Here is a 20,483-nt window from a genome sequence, read left to right on the forward strand (position 1 = left end):
CCGGGATAGTGCAGCCGGACGCAGTAAGTACACGGCGCGATGCCGTCACCTTGCCGAAGTCTCAGGCGGCCGTCACCGCTTCGCGGCTCCGCCCTTCGCGGCGTCGTAGGCGTCGCGATAGCCCCTGGCGATGGTCCGGACACCGCGTCCGATATCGTCATAGACATCGTCAGGCAGGTTCGCGAGCGACACGCGAAGCGACCATTCTGGCGCGTCGAATCCGCCTCCGTTCAGCAGCACGATCCCGTGGGCTTCGGCCAGCCTGAACGCGAGGTCCAGCGGGTGAACGTTCTTCTTCAGGTATTCGACGGCATCGTCGCCGATGTTCTTGCGGGCCCAGAATTCGAAATCGATCAGGGCGTAATAGGCATCATAGTTCGGATTCGGGCTCAGCTTGTCGGCCAGCCCGAGACCGTCGAGCATCGACCACAGGCGCTTGTTGACGATTTCCATGCAGGCTGCCTGATAGGCCTTGTTCACGTCCATCATCTCCGCGAGCGAAAACAGGCTCATCATCACCTGCTGCGGCAACGACAATCCGGCGGTGTGATTGAGCGCCACGTCGCGGCTGTCGGCGACGATGCGGTCGATCAGCTTCAGCTTGCGCGGCTCGAGCGTGAGCGGCCCGTAGCGCTTGTCGAGCGCCTTCACGGCCTCGTCCGGGAGATTGGCGATCTTCTTGTCGAAGATGTTGTCTTCGTGGATCGCAATGGCCCCTAACCGCCATCCCGTGCAGCCGAAATACTTCGAATAGGAGTAGACGCCGATGGTGTTGTGCGGCAGCTCGCCGAGCAGCGAACGGAAATTGTGCACGAAGGTTCCGTAGACGTCGTCGGTGAGGATCATCAGGTCGGGACGCTTGGTCCTGACCAGATTGGCCAGCTTGGCAACCGTCTCCTTACTCAACGCCATCCCCGGCGGGTTGGACGGATTGACGACGAAGAAGGCCTTGATCTTCGGGTCTTCCAGCTTCCTGATTTCCTCGTCGGTGAATTGGAATTTGTTTTCCTGCGGCGCCCTGATCTGAACGACCTTCAGGTCGTAGTCCTCAAGGTGCGTCATCTCGATGTAAGGCGTGAATATCGGCGTCGCCAGCGCAATCGTATCGCCGGGCACCAGCAGCCGATTGGCCTTCAGCGACTTGAACAGGTAGCACATCGCCGCTGTGCCGCCCTCGACCGCATAGATGTCGAACTTCCCGGCCGGCCGGGGCTCGCCGCAAACCGCCCACATCAGGTATTCGTGCACGATCCTCTCGTTGTGCACCAGCATGCGGTCCGGCACCGGGTAATTGTCGCCGATGATCGAATCGACAAGTTCATGGACGAAGGCATCGGGATCGAAGCCAAATTTCCTGACCGTAAAGGCCAGCATCTCGGTCAGGAAGCTCGCGCCGGGCATGTCGTGGTGCTGCTTGAGCCAAGCCTCGAACCGTCCGGCGATGCCTTTTGCCTGAGGCATGCCGCCGATGCCCGCGGGGTGTCCCATCACCCGCTTGCTCTCGGTGATGGCGAATTGTCCCAGCAAGAAGAAGCCTTCGCGCGGCGTCGTGGCGACCCAGTTCGGATTGCCGCGCCCGGCGTTCAGGAAGGGCATCTGACTTCGCTTCGAATTGGTCTTGGCGAGGTTGATCAGCTCGTCCTTGATCTCGAAGGGGCTCAGCGCCTCGAATTTCTTTAAGGTCAGAAGATCGGCCATTTTGACACTCCCGGGGCGATGCAGGCTGCTGGATTGGACGCGACAGGCTCTGTTGCCTGCGCGATCGCGCGCAGCATGATCGGCAGCCGGTAACGGCCCTTGATCTATGTCAACGGTCTCGCGAGCGTCATGCACGCACCGAAGGACGGTCGCGTCGGGCTGCATGTGCGAATCCATGCCCTTGACGATGGAGCTGCAAGGCAATCGCCCGTTGTGATTGACATAGATCAACATCCGTCTTGCCGACCGTTGCCTGATGTCCCCGACACACGATCGCTTCGCCCTGCTTCGGCGCGCCCCGCGCTGGATCGAAGCGGGCGCAAGCCGAGGCTCCGGGACAGCATCAACGGGTGACATCATGATCGATTGGCTTTTCCAGACTCTCCGCACCTATCCCGAAATCGCGATCTTCCTGTCGCTCGCGCTGGGCTATTATTTCGGATCCTTCACCTATAAAGGCCTCGGACTCGGCGCGGTCACCGCGACGCTGATCGCTGCCGTCATTATCGGCCAGATCGGAATCACGATTTCAGGTCCGCTGAAGCCGTTCTTCTTTCTGATGTTCCTGTTCGCCATCGGTTATGGCGTCGGACCGCAATTCGTGCGGGGCATCGCGCAGGACGGCGTTCCGCAGGCGATTTTCGCGGCCGTGGTCTGCGTCTTCTGTCTGCTGTCCGCCTATCTCGGCGCCAAGATCGCCGGCTACGACGTTGGATCAGCGATCGGGCTCTACGCCGGCTCGCAGACGATCTCCGCGTCGATGGGTCTCGCAACCGACGCCATCAACCGTCTTGGTCTGCCGGCGGATGAAGCCAAGAAGCTGCTCGATGCCATGCCGGTCGCCTATGCCGTGACCTATATCTTCGGCACGGTCGGCTCGGCGATCGTCCTGGCCCTGCTCGGACCGGTGCTGCTCGGGATCGATCTCGAGAGCGCTTGCAAGAAATATGAGGAGGAGCATGGCGGCAAGAAACAGCTGGGCGGCCCCGGCACGGCCTGGCACCAGTTTGATGTGCGCGCCTATCGCGTTCATGAGCGCGGACCCGTCGCCGGCAAGACGGTCGGGCAGGCCGAGGCGCTGCTTCCCGACCGTCGCATCTTCGTCCTCCGGCTGAGGCAAGGTGGCAAAATCGTTGAGGCAACCTCGGACACCGTGATTCATGCCGGCGACATCGTCGCCGTTGCCGGCCGCCGCGACGTGCTCGTGCAATTGATCGGCGAACAGGCCGAGGAAGTCGACGATCGCGAGCTATTGGCGGTGCCGATCGAGGGCGTCGATGTCTACGTGACCAGCAAGGACGTCGATGGCAAGACGCTCGAGGAGCTGGCGAAGGAGCCGGCCTCCCGCGGCGTCTTCCTGCGCAAGATCGCCCGCGGCGCGATCGCGGTCGAGATTCCGATCCTGCCGAACACTAAGATCAACCGGGGCGACATTGTCACCCTGGTGGGCCGCACGTCCGATGTCGCTGCCACCACGAAGATGCTGGGCCGGCCGGACCGCGCGACCGACGTTGCCGACGTCGCCTTCATCGGGGCCGCCATTGCGATCGGCGCCCTGGTCGGCGCCTTCGTCTACAAGATCGGAAGCGTGCCGCTCACGCTGTCCACCTCCGGCGGCGCGCTGATTTCCGGCCTGTTCTTCGGCTGGCTCCGATCGGTGCACCCGACCTTCGGCCGCATTCCGTCGCCCACCGTGTGGTTCATGAACTCGGTCGGCCTGAATGTCTTTATTGCCATTGTCGGCATCTCCTCGGGCCCGGGATTTGTCGCCGGCCTGCAGAAACTCGGCTTCAGCCTATTCCTCTGGGGCGTCGTCGTGACCACGGTGCCTTTGATCCTGGCGATGTTCGTCGGCAAGTACGTATTTAGATTCCACGACGCGATCCTGCTGGGATGCTGCTCCGGCGCGCGCACGACGACTGCTTCGCTCGGCATGATCAACGACCGCGCGAAAAGCCAGATTCCCGGCCTCGGTTATACCGTCACCTACGCGGTCGGGAACACGTTGCTGACGATCTGGGGCATGGTGCTGGTCATGATGATGACATAGCCGCGGCTCGACGATGTTGGCGTGGCTGCAGCAGTTTCTCGTCCGCTATCCGGAGCTCGCGCTGTTCCTGGTGATCGCGGCGGGCTACTGGATCGGAAGCTTCAGGATCGGCGCTTTCAGCCTTGGCCCGGTGACGGGATCTCTGTTCGCGGGGCTCGCGGTCGGCGATTTCGCGCACGTCCCCGTCTCCGGCATGACCAAATCGTTCCTGTTCCTACTGTTCCTGTTCGGCGTAGGCTATTCGGTCGGCCCGCAGTTCGTGCTGGCGATGAAGCGCGATGGGCTGAAGCCGATGCTGATGGCCATTGTCGTGAGCCTCACCGGTCTTGCGGCAGCGATCGTCGTAGCACGCGTACTGCAGCTTGACGCCGGCTTTGCGGCCGGGCTCCTGTCGGGGGCGCTCAGCCAGAGTGCCGCGATGGGGACGGCGACCGACGCGGTCAATGGGCTGGCCGTTCCCGAAGCACAGCGCGCGTTGCTTGTCTCGCATATCGCGGTGGCGGATGCGGTTTGCTACATCTTCGGCTATGCCGGCGTGATCACGTTCTGCACGATCGTCGTTCCAGCGCTGCTGAAGATCGATCTGAAGACGGAAGCCCTCAAGCTGGAACAGGCGTTGGGCATCACGCGTGCGAAGCCCGGCCTGGCATCCGCCTGGCGCAAATTCGAGCTGCGCGCCTACCGGCTGGACGATCACGCGGCGCTCGCGGGACTGACGGTTGCCGCCGCCGAAGCCCGGGTGCCCGGCCAACGCGTGTTCATCCACCGCATTCGTCGCGGCGAGCGTGTCCTCGAGGCGGGACCTGGAACGGTCCTCTCGGCCGGCGACGTCATCGCGCTGTCGGCGCCGCGCCAGATCATCGTCGAGCTGGTCGGACAGCGAGGCGAGGAAGTGGAGGACAAGGAGCTGCTCGATATCCCCGTGGTCTCGACCGACGTTTTCCTGATCAACGCGAAGCTCGCAGGCAGCAGTCTTCAGCAGGCGTCGGAACAAGATTGGGCGCGCGGTCTCTATTTGCGCTCGGTGAGCCGGGGCGGTGAAGCTCTCCCCATCGCGGCCGGAGTGGTCCTTGAGCGCGGCGACTTGCTTCGCATCGTCGGACCCGAAGCCGTCGTGCAGAACGCGGCCAAGAACATCGGCGTCATAGTCGCACCGAGCACCAGCATCGATTTCGTGGTATTGGGGCTCGCGATTTTCTTCGGCGGTCTCGTTGGAGTTTTCGTGAGCTTCTCCGTTAGCGGTGTGACGATCTCGTTGAGCACCAGCGTCGGCACGCTGCTCGCCGGACTGCTGGTCGGCTATCTTCGCACCCATCTACCGTATTTCGGCCGGATCCCCGACGGCGCCATCAGCCTGATGACGTCACTCGGACTGGCTGCCTTCGTCGGTCTGACCGGAATTCATGCCGGGCCGATCTTCCTTTCCGCGATACGGGAGTCTGGCATCGGCCTGCTTCTGGGCGGCGTGATCGTCACGCTGCTGCCGCAGATCGTCGGCTTCTGCTTCGGCCATTTCGTGCTGCGTATGAGCCCGATCCTGTTGCTTGGCGCATTGACCGGAGCACAGACGGTAACGGCCGCGATGGCCGCCATCCAGGAGCGCTCGGGCAGCTCCGTGGTGGTGCTCGGCTATACGCCCGCCTATCCGGTCTCGAACATTCTGCTGACGACCTGGGGATCCGTCATGGTCGTCGTCTTCGCTGGTTGAAGCGCCAGGCATGCCCTCTGCAGGCCAAACCAAACTTCAGCCGCATCCGTCTCCCGACGGACGACCCCTGAGATTCGGTACCTAGTCCTCCCAATCTTCCCATTCGACCTTGTTGATTTCCAAATAGCCGGAAACCGCCGAGCCGATCGTCGGGAAGAAGTAGCCTTCGCCGAGCTGCGCGAACAGTCCAAATCGCTTCAGCTTGTCTTTGACAGGATCCTTGAGTTCAGCAAAGCAGAGTTCGATCCCTTTCTCGTGCAAGGCTTCGTCCAGTTCAGCAACGGTATCGCAGGCCGTGACGTCGACGCTGGTGACTGGCTCTGCCGCGACGACCAGCCAGCGAACCGGCGTGGGCGACGTCGCCACCGCGTGCAGGACGCGTTCCTTGAAGAACTCGGCGTTGGCAAAGAACAGCGGCGCGTCCCACCGGAATAGGACCAGCCCCGGGATCTGGCGCGCATCGGGGTATCGCGTGATGTCGTGATAGCCCTTGACGCCGTGGGCACGGCCCAGCACCGCGGAGTGCGGTCGCCATCCGTCCCACAGGAACTCCGCGATGGCCACGGCGATTGCAAGACCGATTCCTGGAATCGCGCCGAACACAGCCACGCCGACGAAGCACAGCACGATCAACCAGAACTCCCATCTCTGGATGCGATAAATTCGCTTGAGGTCGGTGATCTCGAACAGGCCGATCGCCGCGGCGATGACGACGGCGGCCAATGCAGCGTTGGGCAAATGCTGCAGAAGGTTTGGCGCCACGACGAGAAGGAATGCGATGGCGAGCGCGCCGACGATGCTGGTCAGTTGGGTGCGAGCACCGGCGGCCTCCGCCACCGGAGTGCGCGAAGAGCTGCTGCTGATCGGGAAGCCCTGAAAAAAGCCGGTTGCCAGGTTGGCGGCCCCGAGCCCCACCATCTCCTGGTTCGGATCGACCTTGTCGCCCAGTCGCGCGGCGTAGGTTCGCGACAGCACACTGGTATCGGCAAATGAGACGAGCGCGACGGCGCTTCCGCCGATTAGTACCGGAACCAGATCGCCATAGCTGATCCAGGGAACGGCAAGCGCCGGCAGACCCTGAGGAAGGGGGCCCAGGACCTTCACACCGTAGCTGGCCCCCAGATCGAGCGCACCGACGACGAGAGTTGCCCCGACAACGGCAATCAGAATACCCGGCAGCCGCTTGTTGTCCTTGAGCAGCAGGATGACGATCAGCGTTGCGAGCCCAACCGCGAAAGCAACCCAGTTTGTCCTGCCGGCGAGGATCGCGCCGCCGATTCTCCACAGGTCCCGCAATGGTCCTTCGTTCTCAATCGAGAATCCGAGGAGCTTTGGTAGTTGGCTGATCAATACTGTCAGCGCAATTCCGTTCATGTAGCCGTAGCGGATCGGCTTGGAAAGAAGCTCGGTCACGAAACCCAGCCTCGCGAAGCCTGTCAGCATGAGCACTGTTCCCGAAACGAGGGCCATCATGGCGCCGAGTGTTGCCGCGCGAAGGGGATCGCCACCGGACAATGGGGCGACCACACCGAGAATGACAGCTGCGAGGGCCGAGTCCGGTCCGAGCACAATGATGCGGCTCGGGCCGAACACCGCGTAGGCCAGGAGCGGGATGATGGTCGCGTAGAGACCGTGGATGCCCGGCAGGCCCGATGCTGCCGCATAGGCGATACCAACCGGGACCAGCATTGTTGCAAGGACCAGGCCGGCGAAAATGTCGTGCGGCAGCCACGCCGCCTCGTATCGGCGGAGGGTGCCGGCGCCGGGCATCCAGCGTATCCAACGGCTCATTTAGCGAGCACTCCCGGGCCCGGTCGAGCGCATGGCAAACACTCCCAATCCGGCCAGAGTAGCCGCGCTGTTAGGCAATCGGCCAGTGAATTGACCGGAAGGCCAATTTGCACCAGCGTTTGCCAGGCTGAGCGTTGATCTATCTCAAGCCGGCTCGCAACGGTGGCCGGCGCTCCCGGGTGGCGCATCGTCAGTATGGAACGGGTGGGCTCTGTTGAACGGAAGCTTGGTGTGCCGGAACGGGCGCGCAGCGGCGGCTATCGGCTTCGTTGATCGCGACGCCAGGAGTGCCTGCCGCCCCCGGGCCAGGGACACGTGCTTTGTCCCGTTCAGGAAAGCTTCAACGTCAAGTGTCTGACTTGCCGGTCGCCGCCGGCGCTCGAACGGAACCCGAAGCGGCTGAATATGCTGAGCATCGCCACGTTCTCGGGCAGGACTTCCGCGGTTAGTTCTTTCAGCCCTGCATGGCGCGCGATCACCAGCAAATGGCGCATGAGCGCCGTGCCGATACCCTTGCTCTGATAGGCATCTATCACGACGAAGGCCAACTCAGCCTGGCCAGGCTGCGCGACGATGTAGCGGCCGCCGCCTGCGACGACCGGTCGGCCGTCCTCGTCGATCTGCGCAACCAGCGCGACATGATCGGCGAAATCGATATTCATGAAAAACGCGATCTCTTTGTCGGAGAAGCTGCGCTTCGGGGCGAAAAAGCGGCGCTGTCGCGATTGGACGCTGGTGCGGCCGACCGCCGCGAGCATGTCGTCCCGGTCGTCCGGCCGGAGCGCCCGAACTTCGATCCTGCTGCCGTCACGCAAATGCTCGATCGCAGAATAATCGGCTGCACCTGGCATCGTTGTCCTCGCAAAGATCGTTGCCGGCGATACAACCTTGCGAACTTAGGGGAGTGGTCGTCCTCGCCGAGAGAGACCCGCATTCCGACAAAGAAGGAAGCGATTGTTGCGTCAATGTAGGCTTTCGACCCAATTTCCGGAATGGCCACTGATTTTCCGAGAGAATGATACGTCTCTTAATCGCGAGCCCTGACTGAGCGCCTTCGGGACGCGAGGATGCCCACGCTCAGATCGCAACCTGAACCGAATGTCGGTATCGGTGGTTGCGCCTCCCCGCAACCAAATCTCTTTAACCGGCAGAGATGAAAAGCCCGCCTTTCGGCGGGCTTTTTCGTGCCGGGCTGTATCTCTATCGTGCGCTTCGCTGCTCGCAGCTCCAATCACAGTGGTGAGCAGCTCGTGGCCGTCTCCGCCGACACATCATCCGCATTCGGATCGGCCGCCGCGGTCGCCCAGGCGAGTTCGACGAGGGTCACGATCCGCCGGCCGGCGCCGTCGAGCTGGCAGACGATCAGGCCTTGCTCCTCGATGTAGGTCAGTAGATGCCGGGCGCGACGTAGCGAGTGGGTGCCGTAGGCGCGGGCGATGGCGGCATCGCCCGGGCAGGGCCAGCCTTCCTTCGCGGCGCGCGCGATCATCATGAAGACACCCTGCATGTCCTCGGGCAGGATGGCGGCACGCAGCGCGACGTCCTGCCAGGCATCGTCTTCCGCCATGTCGGCGCCGAGCCCGGCGCGGGCGCGCGTCAGCATGCGGCGGAAATCGGTCAGCTCCGGCACCACGGCACCGAGCCCCTCGATCCGGCAGCGCACCACGAATTCCTGATAGAGCACGCCGATGGCGCGGAAGCCGGCGTCGGGTTCGGCGAGAATGGCGCGCAGGATGCGGTCCAGCCGCTCACGCCGCTCGGCCAATTGCTCGGCGCTCGGCGGTGGCTCCGCGCTTTCTGGATCCGGCTCCGGTGCCGCCGGTTTGGCGGCCATCAATTGGCTGAGCAGGTCCGGCGCCGGCGCCCGGCGTGGTGGCCGCGTTGTCTCGGGCGGCGGCGCGGCCAGGATGATGGCGCGTGCGTCCTCCAGTGCCGCCTCCGGCAGTGGCATCAGCCGCGGCGCTGCGTTGCGCGGCTGAGTGTCGGTTGGACCGATGCGCAGGCCGAGCGGCCGGCGCGAGAGCGCAGGTCCCAGCGCCATGAACTGTCCGCGTTCGAGATCGCGGAAGGCCTCCGCCTGCCGCCGCTCCATGCCGAGCAGGTCGGCGGCGCGCGCCATGTCGATATCGAGGAAGGTGCGGCCCATCAGGAAGTTCGACGCTTCGGCGGCGACATTCTTGGCGAGCTTCGCCAGCCGCTGGGTTGCGATGATGCCGGCAAGGCCGCGCTTGCGGCCGCGGCACATCAAATTGGTCATCGCGCCGAGCGAGAGCTTGCGCGCCTCGTCGGTGACTTCGCCTGCGACCGCCGGCGCGAACAGCTGCGCCTCGTCCACCACCACCAGCATCGGATACCAGTGGTCGCGGGGCACCTCGAACATTCCGCCGAGGAACGCCGCCGCGCGCCGCATCTGGTTCTCGGCATCCAGCCCCTCGAGATTGAGCACGGTGGAGACGCGATGGATGCGCACGCGCTCGCCGGCGACCTGCAGGCTGCGCTCGGTGTGGTCCTCGGCGTCGATCACGAGGTGGCCGAAGCGTTCAGCCAGGGTGACGAAGTCGCCTTCGGGATCGATGATGGCCTGCTGCACCCAGGGGGCGCTCTGCTCCAGCAGCCGCCGCAGCAGATGGGACTTGCCGGAACCCGAATTGCCCTGCACCAGCAGGCGCGTGGCCAGCAGCTCCTCGAGGTCGATGGCCGCCGAAGCGCCGGCCGTCGTCTGTCCCATCTCGATCGCTACGGTCATCTGCCCCGACTCAAATTGTCCTTGCGGAGACGCGGCTTAACAAGCCGATCGCGCCCCGTCGAGCCGACCGCAGCATCATCCCCAGACACGGCGTGGGACAATCTGGACATCATTCACCGTGAAGCGCCGCCGAATCTGCGAGCAACGTTCGCGCCGCGCAGGAATGTCGAAGCTAAAACGATGCCGCTATTCTCGCGCCGGATACCTCCGTCCCGTTTGCCGGTGGTGTCTCCTCGCGCAAACCCCGTCATAGTCCTCAGCACAAAAGAAACGTGCGAGGAAAGATGACTGAGAGCATCGTTGATGCCGTTGCGCCGTCGGTCGCGGCGCCTGGTGCGGCGTCGCCGCGAAAAGTGTTTTGGGCGACCTGGTTCGGCTGGATGCTCGATGGCTTCGATTCCTCGATGTACAGCTACATCCTGGTCAGCGCACTGAGCGAACTATTGCCCGCGAGCGGCATCGAGCCGAGCAAGGCCAATATCGGCATCTATGGTGGGCTGTTGTTCTCGATCTTCATGCTGGGCTGGGCCTGCTCGATGGTCTGGGGCTGGGCCGCCGATCGTTACGGGCGGGTCAGGATCATGTGCTGGACCGTGCTGGTCTACTCGCTGTTCACGGCGTTGTGCGGGCTTGCGACCGGGATCGTGATGTTCGCCTTGTTTCGGGTCGTTGCCGGTTTCGGCATCGGCGGCGAATGGGCCGCGGGCACGCCGTTGCTCCAGGAATCCGTGCCGGAGGCCACGCGGGTACGGCTCGCCGGCTGGCTGCATACGGCCACGCCGACCGGGCTGTTCCTCGCCGCCGCCGTGACGCTCGCGATCGGCAGCACGCTCGGCTGGCGCGGCATGTTCCTGCTCGGCATCCTGCCCGCGCTGTTGATTGCGTATCTGCGCAGCAACATTCCCGAGCCGGAACACGGCGAGTCGCGCCCGCAGCCGCGGGTCTCGGCCTTGTTTGCCGGCGACCAGGCGCGCACCACCTGGGCGGCCGCGCTGATGATGGCCTGCATCATCTTCGGCCTGTGGTCGTCGAACTTCTGGGCGCCCACCGTGATTGCGACCAAGCTGGTCGCCGCCGGCGCGACGCCTGCGCATGCGCAGGAGATGGGCGCGGTGGCGGGCTTGATCACCAATGTCGGCACCTTGATCGGCTGCCTCCTTGTCCCATGGCTCACCGGCTGGCTCGGCAGCCGGCGCCGCACCGCGGTGCTGTTCTTCATCGGCGGGCTGGTCTCCGTCGTGGCCTGCTACGAGGTCGCGATCGAATGGCTGGATAGTCTGGTGCTGTTCATGGTGCTGCTGCCGGTGCTCGGCTTCTTCACCAATGGTGTGTTCGGCCTGTTCACGATCTGGCTGCCGGAGATGTTTCCGTCCGCACTGCGCGGCTCGGGCTCCGGCTTTGCCTTCAGCATGGGCCGGGTGCTCGGTGCAGCCGGCCCGTCGCTGATCGGGGCGCTCGCGGCCCGCACCGGCAGCTTTCCGCTGGCGATCTCGATGCTGTCGCTGATCTATGTGATCGGCCTGCCGCTGATCGCCCTCGCGCCGGAGACCGCCGGCAAGCCGCTCGCGAAATAGCGAGCGCGTCGGCCACCCGGCGGCGCTCGTACGCGGAAAGGGCTATTCCGCCGGCTTCGCGACCACCGGCGCCTGCACGGCCACCGGCGTTTTCGCGGGCGCCTTGTCGACCTTCTTCGACCATGAGCGGTAATAGGCCAGCACGGTCATCAGCGCGATGCCGACCACGCTGACCACGATCTGCATCCACAGGCTGCCGGAAACCTCGACCAGCACCACATGTGCGACCACGGCGAGGAACACGCCCGAGCAGAACACCTCGAGCGACTGCTGGCCGCATTTGATGATCGGCTGGAAGATCGGCCATTCATATCCCGGCCATTCGCGCGGCAGGAAGCGCGTGACGAAGAAGGCGAGCACCACGAAGTGCAGCACGCGATAGGGCGCGAGGTTGGTCTTGTCGTTCGGATTGAACGCATCATAGAGCCAGCCCGGCATCGCCTGCCCGAGCTCCGGGAAGCGGCCCGCCAGCGTCATCACCAGCGCGAACAAGAGATAGGCGCCGCCGAGCCAGAGGAAGGCGCGCGAGCGGATGAAATTGATCGACTCGCTGGCGCCGCCGAGCGCGAACCAGCCGCCGAACACGAACAGGAACTGCCAGCAGAACGGATTGAAGTACCATGTGCCGGACGGATAGGCCGGCAGATTCCAGCCGAAATGACGTGCGGCGAGATAGAGCAGGAACGAGGCCAGCAGCGTCAGATTGAGCTTGCGCAGCATCGCCCACAGCACCACGGGATAGACCAGCATCAGCGCGATATAGAGCGGCAGCACGTCCATGTTGACCGGCTTGAACGCCAGGATCAGGCCCTGATAGAGCGTCTCGGCCGGGTTCTGCATGAAGCCCGCGACGTTGAACTCGTTCTGCAGATTGGGGTCGTGATAGCGCTGGGCGAGATAGCCGATCTCGGCGATGTAGATCACGAACAGCAGAACGTGCGCGACGTAGATCTGCCAGGCCCGCTTGATCAAGCGGGTGGCGCCGATCACGGTGCCGCGCTCGAGCATCATCCGCGCATAGACAAAGGACGCGGTGTAGCCGGAGATGAAGACGAACAGATCGGCGGCGTCGCTGAAGCCGAAATTCTTCTGCGTGATCCAGTTCACCGCATTGTTCGGGATATGATCGAGATAGATCGCCCAGTTGGCGAAGCCGCGCAGCAGATCGAGGCGGTAGTCGCGGCCACGCGGCGGCAGGACAGCCTTGACGTCCATCGGTTCGCTCCCATCCCCATCCCCAGCCCGCGCGTCCGGCCGCGGGTTCGCGACGTCATACTAGAACAGGATTTCGACGGCTGTGTATCGGTTTTCCGGGAAAGGATCGTCTCAACCGCGGGACAAACAACGCTGAATTTGGATCAAATCGTTCGCAGCTAGTGCTGCACGAACCCGTTATGCAGCGTGGTGAACAGCGTCCGGCCCTTCTTCACCAGATCATATTTGCGGCCATAGAGCAGCCACACCGCGGTGAGGTGGCACATGCCGCCCATCATCAGCGACATCGCAGTGTAGGGATCGAGATTGCGGCGATAGATGCCGGCGCGGCTCGCCTGCCTGATCAGCTGCACATAGCGCAGCGCGTATTTGTCGACCGCTTTCTTGATCCGGGGTTCGGCGGCAAGCACGCTTGGCCAGATCTCCAGGAAGAACACGCGGCCCCAGCCCGGATTGTCCTTGATGTATTGGAAGTTGGTCAGGAAGATGATGCGAAGCTGTTCGACCGGATCGCCACCCTTGAGCAGCAGCGGCTCGGTCTTCTGATAGAGCGCTTCGAAATTGCCCTCGGGCACATCGAGGACCAGCGCGCGCTTGTCCTCGAAATAGTCGTAGAGGCTGGAGAGCGGCACCTTGGCCGCCGCGGCGATGTCGGTGAGCGAGGTGCCGTCGATGCCCCTCTGGCCGAACAGCCTGGTCGCCGCCGACAGGATCTGCTCGCGCCGGTCGCGGCTGCGTTGTTGCTTGAGCTTGAGCGTCGTCCCCGAAGCCACGATCGTCTCCAAGAGCGTTTGCGCGCGAAGTGGATACCGGTTCGCGCAAGGAGAACGCGTCAAAACAAGAATCTCGTCCCGCAAAAACAGTAAGGCAGCGGGATCGGAACACCAGCGCTATTGCTGCGGCATACAGCGTAAGATTGTCGGCTAGATCGGCGCGTTCCGCCGTTCCCGATTGCCGAACGCGTTGCGGGCGATGATCTGGCGCAGGATCCCGGATGTGCCGTCGAGAATGCGGTCCACACGCGTTTCCCGCCAGATACATGGGCCCATAAATTCGAACAATAACCGAAAAATGTGTGACGTCATTCCGGCGCTGTCGAGATTTCGGGCAGGCGCTGAAAAACCGCGGCACTCGCCTGATGACGCGACCCAAGCGGGATCGGCGGGAAATATTGCCGCCGGCGTTTCCGCCGCAAGTTTGTCCATTTCTTACGCGACAAAACCATGAGTTGTGGGTAGATAGCTTGTCACTGAGGGAAGAAATGATGCAGCAGTACTCGCTTCGATCGACCCGCTCCGGACGCACGATCTTCGGGCTCGCCGCAGCCCTCATGATCGGGCTTGCGTCGTCGGCTATCGCACAGCAGTCGCCCGGCGGCAGCACACTGGCCAAGGTGCTCGTGCTCGGCACCGGCGGCACCATCGCGGGCCAGGCCAACGCGCGTGCCGGCAATGCCTACGATTCGGGCAAGGTCAGCGCGGCAAACCTGATCGCAGCGATTCCGGGCATCGACCAACTCGCCCAGATCTCGGCCGAGCAGATCTCCTCGATCGGATCGCAGGACATGAACGACAAGGTCTGGTTCGACCTCGTCAGGCGCATCCGCGCCGCCATCGACAACAAGGAAGTCGACGGCATCGTCATCACCCACGGCACCGACACGATGGAGGAGACCGCGTTCTTCCTGCAAAACGTGCTCGACACCGACATGCCGGTGGTGCTGGTCGGCTCGATGCGGCCGTCGACCGCGATCGGCGCCGACGGGCCGGCCAATCTTTACGACGCGATGCGGGTTGCATCGGCGCCGGAATCCCGCGGCCGCGGCGTGCTCGTGGTGCTCAACGACACCATCCACGGGGCGCGCTGGGTGCAGAAGACCAATACGACCAGCGTCCAGACCTTCCGCTCGCCCGATGCCGGGCCGGTCGGTTACGTCGACACCGGCTCGCTGCGCTTCCTGGCGGCGGTCCCAGCCAACGGCGCCAAGCTGAAGCTGCCGGACGCACCGCCGCTGCCCCGGGTCGACATCATCTACTCGCACGCCAACATGGACGCCGCCGAGGTCGAGGATGCGGTCAAGCGCGGCGCCAAGGGCATCGTGCTGGCCGGCGTCGGCGACGGCAATTCGTCGAAGAGCGCGATCGATGCGCTGGCGGCGGCGGCAAAGCAGGGCGTCGTCGTGGTGCGTTCGACCCGCGTCGGCTCGGGCTATGTCAACCGCAACGTCGAGGTCGAGGACGACAAGCTCGGCTTTGCGGTCTCGCTCGATCTCAATCCGCAGAAGGCGCGCGTCCTGCTCGAACTCCTGATCGCCAACGGCATCACCGATCCCAAGGCGGTGCAGCAGGCCTTCGCCCAGCCGTGATCGCACGACGTGAGGTGAGCACGGTCGTCGGGCTCCCTCTCCCGCTTGCGGGGGAGGGCTGGGGTGGGGGTCTCTCCACGAACCGCCTTGCGGAAGCAGCCCTCACCCGGATCGCGTAGACACGAGGCGTCATGTATCTCGGGATCGATCTCGGTACCTCGGCGGTCAAGACCGTGCTGGTCGACGCAGGCCAGCGCGTGGTGGCGAGCCGCAGTCAATCGCTGACTGTCGCCTCGCCGTATCCGGGCCATAGCGAGCAGGATCCGGCGCAGTGGATCGACGCCGCGTTCGCGACGCTCGACGCGCTGAAGGCGGATCATTCGGCCGAGCTGGCTGCAGTCGACGGCATCGGCCTGTCCGGCCAGATGCACGGCGCGACGCTGCTGGACGCGAATTGGAAGCCGTTGCGGCCCTGCATTCTCTGGAACGACGGGCGCTCGGCTGCGGAATGCGGCGAGCTGGAGCGGCGCTGGCCGGCGTTGCGTGCGACCACCGGCAACAAGGCGATGCCGGGCTTCACGGCGCCCAAGCTGCTGTGGGTCGCCAGGCACGAACCGGAGATATTCGCGGCCACTAGACTGGTGCTGCTGCCGAAAGCCTATATGCGCCTGGTGCTGACCGGCGAGGCGATCGAGGATATCTCGGATGCCTCGGGAACGCTGTGGCTCGATGCGGCGCGGCGGGACTGGTCCGATGCGGCGCTGGACGCGACCGGCCTGTCGCGTCGCCAGATGCCGCGTCTCGTCGAGGGCTGCGCGCCGTCGGCGCGGCTGTTGAGCGAGCTCGCGCAGCGCTGGGGCATGACCAGGCGGCCGATGATCGCCGGCGGCGCCGGCGACAATCCGGCGGGCGCGATCGGCATCGGCGCGATCGGCCAGGGCGCAGCCTTCGTTTCGCTCGGAACCTCCGGCGCGCTGCTGGCGCCGACCGGTACGATCGCCGCCAACCCCGAGCGCGCCGTGCACACCTTCTGTCATGCCGTTCCCGGGATGTGGATCCAGGCCGGCGCGATCCTCTCGGCAGCGTCGTGCCTGGCCTGGATCGCGCGGTTGCTGCGGACTCCCGAAGCCGAACTGCTGGCGCCGCTCGGGGCGCAGCCGACGGCGCCGTCGCCGGTCAGCTTCCTGCCCTATCTGTCCGGCGAGCGCACGCCGCATGACGATCCCGATGTGCGCGGCATGCTCGAGGGCCTCAGCCATGGCACCGATCGCGACGCGATCGTGCAGGCGGTGCTCGAAGGCGTCGCTTTCGCGTTGGCGGATTGCCTCGACGTGCTTGCCGATAGCGGCGTGGCGATCACCGCAGTCGATGCCATCGGCGGCGGCTCGCGCTCGCGGTTCTGGCTTGCGGTGCTCGCCAACGTCCTCGACATTCCGGTGCATCGCTTTGCCGATGGCGAAACCGGGGCCGCGTTCGGCGCCGCGCGGCTCGGACGCCTTGCCGTCAGCGGCGAGGCGATCGAGGCCGTCTGCACCGCGCCGGCCCGCGTCGAGACGTTCGAGCCCGACCGTGCGCTCGCCGAGGCCTATGCCGAACGGCTGCCGAAATGGCGCAGCCTGTACCGGCCGGAACACTGATGAGACGCTGAACGGCAGCAGCGCAACTCGGGTTCCGCAAACGAATCCGATTCCAGCCTTGTGATCATCGGAAGGTATTGCCCTACGCAGCGGCCTTTTGTTTAATGCGCCCACGCGCGCAAGGAACGAACACAACTTGCGGGTGCGGCGCAACGTCGTCGGCAGTGGGGAGGCAGGATGAGCGACCCGATCCTCGAGATGCGCCGGGTCTCCAAGTCTTTCTTCAGCATCAAGGCATTGCGCGGCGTCGACCTCACGGTCTATCCCGGCGAAATCCACGCTTTGATGGGCGAGAACGGCGCCGGCAAATCGACGCTGATGAAGATCCTGTCGGGCGCCTACCGGCCCGATCCGGGCGGCGAGATCCGCATCGAGGGCAAGCCCGTGAGCTTCAACGGCCCGCATGCCGGACGTGCGGCGGGCATCTCGATCATCTACCAGGAGCTGTCGCTCGCGCCCAATCTCAGCGTGGCGCAGAACATCTATCTCGGACGCGAAGTCTCGCGGTTCGGAATGCTGGCGCGCGAGGCCATGGAGGCCGCCGTCGGCCCGATCCTCGAACGGCTCGGCGCGGACTTCGCCCCCTCGACGCTGGTGGCCGGTCTGTCGATGGGCCAGCGCCAGCTGGTCGAGATCGCCCGCGCGCTGCACGCCCGCTCGAAAATCCTGATCATGGACGAGCCGACCACGGCGCTGTCGGCCGGCGAGAGCGAGCGGCTGTTCGGCCTGATCCGTCGGCTCCGCGCCGAGGGCCTTGCCATCATCTACATCTCGCACCGCATGGATGAGGTCTATGCGCTCGGCGACCGCGTCACGGTGCTCCGTGACGGCACGCTGGTCGGTTCGCTCGACAAGCCGGAGATCCGCGCCGACACCATCGTCCGCCTGATGGTGGGACGCGACGTCTCGTCCTTCTACAAGAAGGAGCATGATCCGCGCGCGATGCACGGCGCGCCCATGCTCGCGGCCGTCGACCTCGCCGACGGACGGCGCGTCAAGGGTTGCTCGCTGACCGTGCATGCCGGCGAGGTCGTCGGCCTCGCCGGACTGGTCGGCGCCGGCCGCACCGAGCTTGCGCATCTGATCATCGGCGCGGCGGCAAAGACCGCCGGCCATGTCGAGATCGAGGGACGCGCGGTCGACATCCGCAACCCCGGCGAGGCGCTCGAGGCGGGCATTGCCTACCTCACCGAGGACCGGAAGGCGCTCGGCCTGTTCCTGGACATGTCCTGTCTCGACAACATCAATCTCGCGGTGCTGGGCCGCGATGCCAGGCTCGGCGCCATCCTGGATCGCGACAAGGCGCGCGACCGCGCCAGCAAGGCATTCGCTGCGTTAGGCATCCGCGCCGCGGATATCCGCGTTGCGGCCGGTGGCCTCTCCGGCGGCAACCAGCAGAAGGTGCTGCTGTCGCGCCTGCTTGCGACGACGCCAAAGGTCTTGATCCTCGACGAGCCGACGCGCGGCGTCGATGTCGGCGCCAAGTCCGAGATCTATTCGATCATCGACAACCTTGCCAAGGCGGGCACCGCGGTGCTGGTGATCTCATCCGATTTGCCCGAGATCATCGGCATCTGCGACCGCGTCATCGTGATGCGCGCCGGGCTGCTTGCCGGCGAGATCAAGCGGACGACGGCAGCGCCGCTCGACCAGGAGCAGATCATGGCGCTCGCAACCGGAATGGAGCAGCTCGATGCCTGATGACGGGGCTTCCGCAAAGGCCACCGCCGCGGTCGGCCTCGTCGCTGCGCAGGAGACGCGGCGTCAGCGCACGCGGCTGCTGATCCGTTCGGCCGGCATGCTGCCGGTGCTGGTGCTGCTGTGCATCGGCTTTCATCTGCTGTCGGATGGGCGCTTCTTCACCGCGCAGAATCTCGGCATCGTGGTGCAGCAGGCCGCCGTCAACACCGTGCTGGCGGCGGGCATGACCTTCGTGATCCTCACCGGCGGCATCGATCTGTCGGTCGGCTCGATCCTGGCGGCTTCGGCGATGGCCGGGCTGATCATCTCCAAGTTTCCCGATTTCGGCGCGTTGTGGTTGCCGGCCGCGGTGCTCACGGGCGCAATCTTCGGCATCCTCAATGGCGGCTTCATCGCGTTGCTGCGGCTGCCGCCCTTCATCGTGACGCTGGGCTCGCTCACCGCGGTGCGCGGCGTGGCGCGCCTTTTGGGCGCCGACACCACGGTGTTCAATTCGGAGATTCCCTATGCCTTCATCGGCAACGGTTCGCTGACGCTCATTCCCGGCGTGCTCTCGATCCCCTGGCTTTGGGTGATCGCGCTGCTCGTGATCCTGGTCTCCTGGCTGGTGCTGCGCCGCACCGTGCTCGGCGTGCACATCTACGCGGTCGGCGGCAATGAGAGCGCAGCCCGTCTTGCCGGCATCAAGGTCTGGGCGGTGCTGATCTTTGTCTATGGCGTGTCGGGGCTGCTTGCCGGTCTCGGCGGCGCCATGCAGGCGGCGCGGCTCTATGCCGCCAACGGCCTGCAGCTCGGCCAGTCCTACGAGCTCGACGCGATCACCGCCGTGATCCTCGGCGGCACCTCCTTTGTCGGCGGCATCGGCTCGATCTGGGGCACGCTGGTCGGCGCGCTGATCATCGCCGTGCTGTCGAACGGGTTGATCCTCACCGGCGTCTCCGACGTCTGGCAATATGTGATCAAGGGCCTCGTGATCATCGGCGCGGTGGCGCTCGACCGCTACCGGTTGCAGGGCTCGGCGCGTACCTGAGGCACAACAACAGTCCGTCGCGATCACTGGTCGACGTGGCGGAGCTTCAAGCAGACCAGGGAGGAAGCCAATGTTGAAGTCGATCTCGCTTGCCGGCGCCGCCGTCGCGCTCGTCTTGAGTTCCGCCCCGTCCTCGGCCAAGGAGCTGAAGGCGATCGGCATCTCGCTGGGTTCGCTCGGCAACCCGTTCTTTGTTGCGCTGTCGAAGGGCGCCGAGTTCGAGGCGAAGAAAACCAACCCGAACGTCAAGATCACCACGGTCGGCTTCGAATACGATCTCGGCAAGCAGGTGACCCAGATCGACAATTTCATCGCCGCCGGCGTCGATCTGATCCTGCTCAACCCCGGCGATCCCAAGGCCGTCGGGCCGGCGATCAAGAAGGCGCAGGCCGCCGGCATCATCGTCGTCGCCGTCGACACCGCGGCCGAAGGCGCCGATGCCACGGTCACCACCAACAACGTCCAGGCCGGCGAGATCTCCTGCCAATACATCGTCGACAAGCTCGGCGGCAAGGGCGACGTGATCATCGAGAACGGGCCGCAGGTCTCCGCGGTGATCGACCGCGTCGTCGGTTGCAAGAACGTGTTCGGCAAGAACCCGGGCATCAAGGTGCTGTCGAGCGACCAGGACGGCAAGGGCTCGCGCGAAGGCGGCCTCACCGTGGCGCAGGGCTATCTGACCCGCTTCGCCAAGATCGACGCCATCTTCGCCATCAACGATCCGCAGGCGATCGGTACCGACCTCGCGGCGCGCCAGCAGAACCGCAGCGGCATCGTCATCACCGCGGTCGACGGCGCTCCCGACATCGAGGCCGCGCTCAAGGATCCCGGCTCGCCGCAAATCCAGGCGTCCTCCTCGCAGGATCCGTTCTTCATGGCGCGCCGCGCCGTGCAGATCGGCGTCGGCCTGCTCAACGGCCAGAAGCCTGCCTCGACCGTCGAGCTGTTGCCATCAAAGCTCGTGACGCGCGACAACATCGCCGAATACAAGGGCTGGACCTCGAACCGTTCGCAATAGCAATACGAAA

14 protein-coding genes are annotated in these 20,483 nt (G+C 64.7%); 8 read left to right on the forward strand and 6 right to left on the reverse strand.

Features of this window, described 5'->3' with window-relative positions; genetic code table 11:
- Positions 1-72: 72 nt before the first annotated feature.
- Positions 73-1,698, reverse strand: coding sequence for an aspartate 4-decarboxylase (gene aspD / locus ACVMB0_RS13540; protein WP_456750353.1), 1,626 nt, complete (start codon positions 1,696-1,698; stop codon positions 73-75).
- A 358-nt stretch (positions 1,699-2,056) separates the two neighbouring features.
- Between aspD and aspT (ACVMB0_RS13545) the strand changes: the two genes are divergently transcribed.
- Positions 2,057-3,748 carry an aspartate-alanine antiporter gene (aspT, locus tag ACVMB0_RS13545; RefSeq protein WP_461346571.1) on the forward strand — a complete coding sequence of 564 codons (1,692 nt, stop codon included), beginning with the start codon at positions 2,057-2,059 and terminating at the stop codon, positions 3,746-3,748.
- Positions 3,749-3,761: 13 nt separating this feature from the next.
- Positions 3,762-5,456, forward strand: a complete 1,695-nt coding sequence (gene aspT / locus ACVMB0_RS13550) for an aspartate-alanine antiporter (protein ID WP_461346572.1) — start codon at positions 3,762-3,764, stop codon at positions 5,454-5,456.
- An 81-nt stretch (positions 5,457-5,537) separates the two neighbouring features.
- Here the strand turns inward: aspT (ACVMB0_RS13550) and ACVMB0_RS13555 are convergent, their stop codons facing one another.
- The 3 genes from ACVMB0_RS13555 to ACVMB0_RS13565 form a co-directional block, all read right to left on the reverse strand.
- Complete coding sequence (locus ACVMB0_RS13555) at positions 5,538-7,247, reverse strand: SulP family inorganic anion transporter (RefSeq protein WP_461346573.1); 1,710 nt, start codon at positions 7,245-7,247, stop codon at positions 5,538-5,540.
- 329 nt (positions 7,248-7,576) lie between these two features.
- Positions 7,577-8,098, reverse strand: coding sequence for a GNAT family N-acetyltransferase (locus ACVMB0_RS13560; RefSeq protein WP_456750350.1), 522 nt, complete (start codon positions 8,096-8,098; stop codon positions 7,577-7,579).
- 380 nt (positions 8,099-8,478) lie between these two features.
- On the reverse strand, positions 8,479-9,993 hold the full coding sequence (locus tag ACVMB0_RS13565) for a helicase HerA domain-containing protein (RefSeq protein WP_461346574.1): 1,515 nt from the start codon (positions 9,991-9,993) through the stop codon (positions 8,479-8,481).
- Positions 9,994-10,277: 284 nt separating this feature from the next.
- On the opposite strand from ACVMB0_RS13565, the gene ACVMB0_RS13570 reads away from it, so the two are divergent.
- Positions 10,278-11,567 carry an MFS transporter gene (locus tag ACVMB0_RS13570; protein ID WP_461346575.1) on the forward strand — a complete coding sequence of 430 codons (1,290 nt, stop codon included), beginning with the start codon at positions 10,278-10,280 and terminating at the stop codon, positions 11,565-11,567.
- 42 nt (positions 11,568-11,609) lie between these two features.
- Here the strand turns inward: ACVMB0_RS13570 and ACVMB0_RS13575 are convergent, their stop codons facing one another.
- Both ACVMB0_RS13575 and ACVMB0_RS13580 read right to left on the reverse strand, forming a co-directional pair.
- Entirely contained in the window at positions 11,610-12,782 is a 1,173-nt protein-coding gene (locus ACVMB0_RS13575; protein WP_461346576.1) for an OpgC domain-containing protein, read from the reverse strand.
- Positions 12,783-12,940: 158 nt separating this feature from the next.
- Positions 12,941-13,555 carry a TetR/AcrR family transcriptional regulator gene (locus tag ACVMB0_RS13580; RefSeq protein ID WP_456750347.1) on the reverse strand — a complete coding sequence of 205 codons (615 nt, stop codon included), beginning with the start codon at positions 13,553-13,555 and terminating at the stop codon, positions 12,941-12,943.
- A 491-nt stretch (positions 13,556-14,046) separates the two neighbouring features.
- Here ACVMB0_RS13580 and ACVMB0_RS13585 point away from each other — a divergent pair, with 491 nt between their 5' ends.
- From ACVMB0_RS13585 to ACVMB0_RS13605, 5 genes are all read left to right on the forward strand, one after another.
- Entirely contained in the window at positions 14,047-15,147 is a 1,101-nt protein-coding gene (locus ACVMB0_RS13585; RefSeq protein ID WP_461346577.1) for an asparaginase, read from the forward strand.
- 131 nt (positions 15,148-15,278) lie between these two features.
- Complete coding sequence (gene xylB, locus ACVMB0_RS13590; RefSeq protein WP_461346578.1) at positions 15,279-16,724, forward strand: xylulokinase; 1,446 nt, start codon at positions 15,279-15,281, stop codon at positions 16,722-16,724.
- 177 nt (positions 16,725-16,901) lie between these two features.
- Entirely contained in the window at positions 16,902-18,425 is a 1,524-nt protein-coding gene (locus ACVMB0_RS13595; RefSeq protein WP_461346579.1) for a sugar ABC transporter ATP-binding protein, read from the forward strand.
- Entirely contained in the window at positions 18,418-19,455 is a 1,038-nt protein-coding gene (locus tag ACVMB0_RS13600; RefSeq protein ID WP_456750343.1) for an ABC transporter permease subunit, read from the forward strand. Before ACVMB0_RS13595 ends, ACVMB0_RS13600 begins: the two co-directional genes overlap by 8 nt.
- 70 nt (positions 19,456-19,525) lie before the next feature.
- A complete protein-coding gene (locus ACVMB0_RS13605) occupies positions 19,526-20,473 on the forward strand; it encodes an ABC transporter substrate-binding protein (protein ID WP_461346580.1) in 948 nt (315 codons plus the stop codon).
- Positions 20,474-20,483: the final 10 nt, after the last annotated feature.

This window comes from Bradyrhizobium sp. USDA 4451, from assembly GCF_054822585.1.